This is a genomic window from Aquitalea sp. S1-19 (assembly GCF_024343515.1).
Window position 1 is genome coordinate 21,828 of sequence record NZ_RJTZ01000031.1, and the last position, 7,705, is coordinate 29,532.

Consider the following 7,705-nt stretch of genomic DNA (forward strand, 5'->3'; position numbering starts at 1 on the left):
AGGTCGTATGCTGCAAAAACCCGTAATTGGTATCCCTTGTGACGTCAAGATGATAGGGCATTTTCCCTTTCACGCCGTGGGTGACAAATATGTTGCCGCCGCAGCGGGCGGGGCAGGGGGCGTGCCTATCCTTATTCCTTCACTCGGGGACGAGGATCAGATCCGTGCCTTGCTGCAACTGGTCGATGGTTTGCTGTTACCCGGTTCGCCGTCAAACGTCGAGCCTGCGCATTATCAGGGCGAGCCTAGCCGTGCCGGCACTTTGCATGATCCTGCCCGGGATGCGACCACCTTGCCGTTGATCCGGCTGGCTCTGGAAGAGGGGGTTCCATTGCTGGGGATTTGCCGCGGTTTTCAGGAGATCAATGTCGCGCTAGGGGGTGAACTCTACCAGCATGTGCAGGAAGAGGACGGCAAGATGGATCATCGTGAACCGAATACTGATGATCTCGAGCAAATGTATGGCCCTGCACACGAGTTGGCGATCACGCCGGATGGCTGGCTGCATGGCTGGACCGGCAAGACGCAGGTGTGCATCAATTCCATTCATCAGCAGGGTATCAAGCGGTTGGCTGAGTCGCTGGTGGCCGAGGGCTATGCCAGTGATGGCCTGATCGAGGCATACCGGGTGGAAGGGGCGCGTGCTTTTGCCTTTGCCGTGCAATGGCATCCGGAATGGAAGTATTGGGAGAACACGCTCTCCCAGGCAATTTTCAAGGCTTTTGGCGACGCTTGCCGGGAGCGCCGTATGCGACGCGAGTCGTCGCTGACACGGTAACCAGAGCCGGTGAACCGGCCGCAACACAAGGGAAGACCATGTTTCAACAAAATCTAGATTGGCTGCGCGAACACCGTATCACCGAAATGGAGTGCATTGTCCCGGACATGACGGGGGTGGCACGAGGCAAGATTGTGCCCAAGGATAAATTCATCAGCGAAACGGAAATGCGTCTTCCGGAGGCGGTGCTGATGCAGACCGTGACCGGTGACTATCCGGATGACAGCATGCTGGATCTGACCGATCCGGACATGGTGCTGCAGCCGGACCCAACCACCTTGCGTCTGGTGCCGTGGGCGACCGATCCGACGGCACAGTTGATCTATGACTGCTTCCGCGCTGACGGCTCGCCGGTAGATGTGGCACCACGCAATGTCTTGCGCCGCGTGCTGTCTCTGTACGACGCCAAGGGCTGGGCGCCCGTGGTGGCGCCCGAGATGGAGTTTTACCTGCTATCGCCTAACCCGGACCCGGATATCCCGCTGGCGCCGCCGGTGGGGCGTACTGGCCGCGCAGAATTCGGCCGCCGCTCTTATGCCATCGATGCGGTCAACGAGTTCGATCCTTTGTTCGAGGACATCTATGACTATTGCCATGCGCAGAATCTGGAAGTCGATACGCTGATTCACGAAGTCGGCACCGCGCAGATGGAAATCAACTTCCTGCATGGCGATGCGATGTCGCTGGCAGATCAGGTTTTCCTGTTCAAACGCACCGTGCGTGAAGCTGCATTCCGTCACAATATGTACGCGACCTTTATGGCCAAGCCGATGGAGAACGAACCGGGCAGTGCCATGCATATTCACCAGAGTCTGGCGGACAAGGAAACCGGCAAGAATATTTTCAGCAATGCGGATGGCTCCCCATCGGATCTGTTCTTCAATTTTATTGCCGGCCTGCAGCACTATCTGCCGGAGGTGATGCCGCTGTTTGCGCCGTATGTGAACTCGTTCCGCCGTCTGTCGCCTTATATGGCGGCGCCGACCAACGTCGAGTGGGGCTACGACAACCGTACTGTCGGCCTGCGCGTGCCGCATTCCAGCCCGGCCGGCCGTCGTGTGGAAAACCGTGTGCCAGGGGTGGACGTCAACCCGTATATCGCCATGGCCGCGACCTTGGCATGTGGTTATCTTGGCATCATCAAGAATATGAAGCCGCGCGACCCGTGCCAGAGCGATGCGTATGAGTTGCCTTACCAGTTCCCGCATTCAACCGAAGAGTCTTTGGTGCGTCTGGCGCGCTGCGAAGATATCGCCGAAATTCTGGGGCCGCGCTTCGTGAAAATGTATGTAGGGATGAAGCAGAAGGAATTCTCCGAATATTTCCGCGTGATCAGTCCGTGGGAGCGCAAGTTCCTGCTGTTGCATGTCTAACCCTGTCGTATAAACCAGGCACCCGCTGCGGCGGGTGTTTTGCTAAGAGGAGAAACTGATGAGCCAGCAACATGCCACCCGGGATTGGCGCGCCATGGATGCCGCCCACCATCTGCACCCGTTTTCCGATACCAAAGGGCTGAACGCTCAAGGTGCGCGAGTTATTACCCATGCGGACGGGATTTACTTGTGGGATTCGGAGGGCAACAAGATTACCGACGGCATGGCCGGACTGTGGTGTGTGAATATCGGTTATGGCCGCAAGGATCTGCCTGAAATAGCCAAGCGTCAGATGGAAGAACTGGCTTATTACAATACCTTCTTCAAGACCACCCACCCCAAGGTGGCGGAACTGTCGGCCCTGCTGGCCAGCGTCGCTCCGGATGGTTTCGAGCATGTGTTTTATACCAACTCGGGCTCGGAGTCGGTCGATACCATGATCCGCATGGTGCGCCACTACTGGAGTTCGGTCGGCAAGCCGGAGAAAAAGGTGCTGATCGGGCGCTGGAACGGTTATCACGGCTCGACCATAGGTGGCGCCAGTCTGGGCGGTATGAGCTATATGCACGAGCAGGGTGATCTGCCGATTCCCGGCATCGTTCACGTCGAACAGCCCTGGTATTACAAACATGGCAAGGATTTGACGCCGGAAGAATTCGGCATTCAAGCGGCGCAGTGGATAGAGGCCAAGATACTGGAAGTCGGTGCTGACAAGGTAGCAGCCTTTGTCGGTGAGCCTATTCAGGGTGCGGGCGGCGTGATTATCCCGCCATCGACCTACTGGCCTGAAGTTGAGCGCATCTGCCGCAAGTATGATGTGTTGCTGGTTGCCGACGAGGTGATCTGTGGTTTCGGCCGTACCGGCGAATGGTTCGGCCAGACGCATTTCGGCTTCAAACCCGATATGTTTACCACAGCCAAGGGATTGTCATCCGGCTACTTGCCAATCGGTGCGGTTTTTGTCGGTGAGCGCGTGGCGCGCGGCCTGATCGAAGAGGGCGGGGACTTCAATCACGGCTTTACCTATTCTGGTCATCCAGTGTGTGCCGCCGTTGCACATGCCAACGTAGCGGCACTGCGTGACGAGGGTATCGTCGAGCAGGTCAGGAACGAGACCGGTCCTTATATGCAGCAGCGCTGGCGCGAGGTATTTGGCCAGTTTGCCCATGTGGACGATGTGCGCGGGGTTGGCCTGATTCAGGCATTCACGCTGGTGAAAAACAAGGCGACGCGTGAGCTGTTTGATAACTGGGGTGAGTCAGGTACGCAGTGTCGCGATATTTTCTTCAAGCACAACCTGATTATGCGCGCTTGCGGTGACCATATCGTGTGTGCGCCGCCTTTGGTGATTACCAAGGCGGAAATCGATGCCATGCTGGAAACAGCGGTAGCCTGCTTGCAGGAGTTTGAGCAGCTTGTTGCTGCGCGGCCGTAAATTTTCTAAGGATGTAAAACACGGGGAGTCTGAGCTTTGGTCGCTGTACATAGCGGCCAGGGGTCTGATTCCCCGTATTTTTCATTGCTTGATCTGTTAGGTGCGATAAGTTTTGCTATCTAGTCTTTTTCATTCAATAAAAAGCGTTTGAGTATGTACAGGATGACGAACTGCAGTACGACAATGATGGCTATAGAAAAAATGATTTCCCATACTACGCTGCTGAACAATTCACGCATCGTGTGCTCTCCTGCCCCTCTTTTGTTGATCAATAGCCTGCATCGGTCATGACTGGGTGTGCCGGCTTTAGTGTTTGGAATGGGTAGGTGTGTGGCTTTGATTGTGCTTTGATTTTGTTATGGTTTTATGAGTTTAGTGTATTAAGTTTGTGTTTTTATAAGTGAAAGATGGTTTAAAGGTTGCTGATGTACCTTTGGTTTTCGTTGTCTGATTGTTTTTGCAGCTAGCGACAAGGTGCTTAAGTTTAATTTAATCAATGGCTTGTCTTGTTTTCTTTGGTTTTTACGCGAGGAGGTGAGTCGCAATATGTGGATGATGGTTGAATGCCGCCCCCCGGTCGGTTTTTGATCATTGCTGTTGTTTGCATGCAACTTTGCGTGGCCGTTTGAAAATGGGTTTTGGTCTATGTGCCGGTGCGTTAGTGGCCAAACGTGACATTAGCTTGATGCAGGGTGTGTTGTTGATGCTTATGGCGGGTGTTGTCACATTTGCTTACGGGTGACTATCGCTATAGGGTGTAATACAATAAAAAAAGTTTCTTATTTGCTAGTGTCGAGTGCACTACCCATAGTTTTGGTATTGCGACGGGTGTGTATGTCCGGCTTAGCTTCAGCTTTCCCCAAGGGTATACATGTTTATTCCTATCGGTTATGTGGTCATTTTGGCAGCCTGTTTCGGGGGGTTTGCGCTGGCAGGGGGGCATCTGGCATCGCTGTTTCAGCCTGTCGAATTGCTAATTATTGGTGGTGCCGGTTTTGGTGCTTTTTTGGCTGCACATGGTGGCGCGCCACTAAAAGCGACCGGAAAAGCATTGCCCAAGGTATTCAAGGCCTCGCCTTACAGCAAGGCCTTCTATATGGATTTATTTGCTCTGCTGTTCGAGATCCTGGCCAAGGTCAGGAAAGAGGGCTTGATGTCGGTCGAGGCGGATGTCGAGGCGCCAGAGAGTAGCCCTTTGTTTGCCAAGTATCCGGCGATACTGGCTGATCATCATGTGGTTGAGTTTATTACCGATTATTTGCGCCTGATGGTCGGAGGCAGCCTGAATGCCTTCGAGATTGAAAATCTGATGGATGTCGAACTGGAGACGCACCATCATGAAGCCGAGGTGCCGATTGGTGCGGTGAAGAGCCTGGCCGATGGTCTGCCGGCTTTCGGTATTGTGGCGGCAGTGATGGGGGTGGTGCATACCATGGAGTCGGTGGGTTTGCCGCCGGCTGAACTTGGTAAGCTGATCGGTGCTGCGCTGGTGGGTACATTTGTCGGTATTTTGCTGGCCTACGGCTTTGTCGCGCCAATTGCAACGGCGATGGAGCACAAGCTGGCTGATCAGACCCGAGTTTTCCAGACGATTAAGGTGACTTTACTGGCAAGCCTGAATGGCTATGCACCGCAGGTCGCCGTCGAGTTTGGCCGGAAGGCGCTGGCCGGGCAGGATCGTCCTTCGTTCCGCGAGCTGGAAGAGCACGTCAAACAGGCCAAGGCCAAGTAAGGCAGGGAAGACAATATGGCTGACGAATCTCAACGCCCCATTATCGTCAAGCGCATCAAGAAGGGTGGTCATGGTCATCACGGCGGTGCATGGAAAATTGCGTACGCTGACTTTATGACCGCCATGATGGCTTTTTTCCTGCTGATGTGGCTGCTGGGTTCTGCATCTCAAGGCACGCTAAATGGCATAGCCCAGTATTTCAAAACCCCGCTTAAAGTGGCGCTATCCGGCGGATCTGGTGCCGGAGACGCCACCTCCATGATCAAAGGGGGAGGCACCGATCTCACCCGCCAGGCGGGGCAGGTTAAGCGCGGCTACAAAGATCCGGCTGAGCTGGCGCAGGAAAAGCAGCGTCTGCAGGCACTGCAGCAAAAAATTCAGGCCGATATCAATACCAGCAATGTGCTGAAATTTTACAAGAACCAACTGCGGCTGGAAATGACGCCGGACGGTTTGAAAATCCAGATTGTGGATGAAAAAAACCGCCCCATGTTTGCTTCAGGCAGTGCCGATATTCTGCCGCATACGCGCGAAATTCTGCGCGAACTGGGTTATGAGCTCAATGCCGTGCCCAATATGTTGAGCGTGTCCGGGCATACCGATGCGGCGCCTTTTGCCGGGGGGCAAAAGGGCTATAGCAATTGGGAGCTTTCGGCGGATCGGGCCAATGCTGCCCGGCGCGAGCTTTTGCTGGGCGGGATGGATCCGGTCAAGATCCTGCGTGTGGTGGGCTTGGCTAATGCCAATCCGTTGATGCCGCAAAACCAGTTCAGCCCGGAAAACCGCCGTATTGCCATTGTGATTCTGAATGATGATGCGGTCGACCGTATACGTAGTGATGGCTTAAGCGCTGCGCAACATACGGCTGCTGACGTGGCATCGGAGCCTGTCGCAACTGCGGCCGGCAGCGAACACTGATCGTGTTGCTGATGCGAGCTGCGTTGCTTGTCCTGTCGGCTGCTGTCATGGCGTGGTTGGTCTATGCGCCGGCCACGCAGCCGCTTGCCTGGTGTGCGCTGCAAGCAGGCATCGTATTGCTGTTGGCGCGCCTGTTCCGTCTTACTGTGCTTGCTGCGCTGTTCTCTGCCTGTCTGTTTCCCTTGCTGGTGTTGGCGTTGTGGCTGGATCTTCCGGCTTGGTCATATGCGTTGGCCGCGGCGCTGACTTTTGGCCTTTCACGCAATGCCTTATTTGAGCGGGTGCCGTTTTACCTGTCGTCAGGCGAGGCTTGTCGGGTGCTCTCCACATGGCTGCCCCCAGGTGCGCGTGTGCTTGATGCTGGCAGTGGTGATGGCCGGGCGGTGTTGCTGTTGGCGCGCCTGCGGCCAGATATTGAGGTGGTCGGTATGGAGAATGCCTGCTTGCCCTACCTGGTGGCACGTTTGCGCTGGCGTCTGGCCGGCTCTCCGGTCAATGCCAAGCTATGCTATGGCAGTTTTTGGCAGGCAAAATGGGGCGAGTATGATGTGGTCTACGCCTTTCTTTCCCCCGCCCCTATGCCGCGGCTGTGGCAGGTGTTTAGTGCGGGTGCGGGCACTGATGCAGTGTTGATCAGCAATACCTTTGCCATTCCGGGCGTGCCTGCCAATGAAGTTCTGGCTTTATCCGGGCCTTTGCAGCGCGAGCTTCTTATCTGGCGTCATCCCCGTGCAACTTGACACTTGGCTGGCCTCTATTGCTGCCCAGCGCTGGCCTGTCCTGCCGCAAACGCATGCGCGTATACGGCAGGAGCTGGCGCGTGGTAGCGAACGCTTACGTTTCGAGGTGCTGGCCAATCTGACTTTGTCCGATCCGTTTTTGCTGCTGGATTTGTTGCGCCTGATGGCGACCTCCACCGCCTTGCAACGTAGTGGCAGCTTGCCTGCGGTCGAGCAGATGCTGATGGTGGTGGGCAGTGAGCGCATTATGATGCGTTATCGCCAGTTGACGGCCTGGCCTGAACCTGCAGACAGGCATGAGTTTGCCGTGCAGGAGGAGGTGGCCGCCCTGCTGGGGCGTGCGCGCATCGCTGCGCTGATTGTCAAAGCCTGGCTGTCCCTTGCAGGGGAGCATAAGGTCGAAGACAGCTTTGTTGCCGCCGAGATTTACAACTTGCCGGCATGTTTGTATCTGTTGCAGCATCAGCAGCGGCTAAAAAAACCGGCGCTACAGCAGATGGCAGAGCAATTCGCCATGGATTATCCGCCGCTCTTGGCTGCGTTTATCCAGCGCATGCCTTTGCCTGAGGGTTTAAATGCGCTGCTGGGTAGTGGTGTGCCTGGCCGGCATCGGCAGTTGCTTAAACTTGCCGTTGCTTGTGCCGAGGGACTGGATCAGGGGTGGTGGCGTCCTGCGTGGCAGGCGGGGGTTTCGGCGGCCGCTCATTTGATGGGCGCAACCTATTCCGA

The 7,705-nt window shown here is 55.7% G+C and carries 6 protein-coding genes and 1 pseudogene; all 7 read left to right on the plus strand.

Features of this window, described 5'->3' with window-relative positions; translation table 11 throughout:
* Positions 1-10: 10 nt before the first annotated feature.
* Positions 11-778: a gamma-glutamyl-gamma-aminobutyrate hydrolase family protein gene (locus tag EGI20_RS06820; protein ID WP_498630739.1), complete on the plus strand. Its 768-nt coding sequence runs from the start codon at positions 11-13 to the stop codon at positions 776-778.
* 38 nt (positions 779-816) lie between these two features.
* Positions 817-2,151, plus strand: a complete 1,335-nt coding sequence (locus EGI20_RS06825; protein ID WP_124734552.1) for a glutamine synthetase family protein — start codon at positions 817-819, stop codon at positions 2,149-2,151.
* Positions 2,152-2,209: 58 nt separating this feature from the next.
* The gene (locus EGI20_RS06830) at positions 2,210-3,586 is read left to right on the plus strand and encodes an aspartate aminotransferase family protein (RefSeq protein WP_498630732.1); all 1,377 of its coding nucleotides are present in this window, start codon (positions 2,210-2,212) and stop codon (positions 3,584-3,586) included.
* Positions 3,587-4,457: 871 nt separating this feature from the next.
* Positions 4,458-5,318, plus strand: coding sequence for a flagellar motor stator protein MotA (motA, locus tag EGI20_RS06835; protein WP_124734550.1), 861 nt, complete (start codon positions 4,458-4,460; stop codon positions 5,316-5,318).
* 15 nt (positions 5,319-5,333) lie between these two features.
* Positions 5,334-6,236 carry a flagellar motor protein MotB gene (gene motB, locus EGI20_RS06840; protein ID WP_498630733.1) on the plus strand — a complete coding sequence of 301 codons (903 nt, stop codon included), beginning with the start codon at positions 5,334-5,336 and terminating at the stop codon, positions 6,234-6,236.
* A gap of 47 nt (positions 6,237-6,283) precedes the next feature.
* Complete coding sequence (locus EGI20_RS06845) at positions 6,284-6,976, plus strand: class I SAM-dependent methyltransferase (RefSeq protein WP_498630735.1); 693 nt, start codon at positions 6,284-6,286, stop codon at positions 6,974-6,976.
* Positions 6,966-7,705: pseudogene (locus EGI20_RS06850) on the plus strand (histidine kinase); the annotation flags it as partial. The gene EGI20_RS06845 and the pseudogene EGI20_RS06850, both read left to right, overlap by 11 nt.

What these genes read in the sequence shown, in the direction of transcription:
- EGI20_RS06825 (WP_124734552.1), top strand. Translation starts at nt 817, where the DNA reads ATGTTTCAACAAAATCTAGATTGGCTGCGCGAACACCGTATCACCGAA.
- EGI20_RS06830 (WP_498630732.1), top strand. Translation starts at nt 2,210, where the DNA reads ATGAGCCAGCAACATGCCACCCGGGATTGGCGCGCCATGGATGCCGCC.
- motA (WP_124734550.1), top strand. Translation starts at nt 4,458, where the DNA reads ATGTTTATTCCTATCGGTTATGTGGTCATTTTGGCAGCCTGTTTCGGG.
- motB (WP_498630733.1), top strand. Translation starts at nt 5,334, where the DNA reads ATGGCTGACGAATCTCAACGCCCCATTATCGTCAAGCGCATCAAGAAG.
- EGI20_RS06845 (WP_498630735.1), top strand. Translation starts at nt 6,284, where the DNA reads ATGGCGTGGTTGGTCTATGCGCCGGCCACGCAGCCGCTTGCCTGGTGT.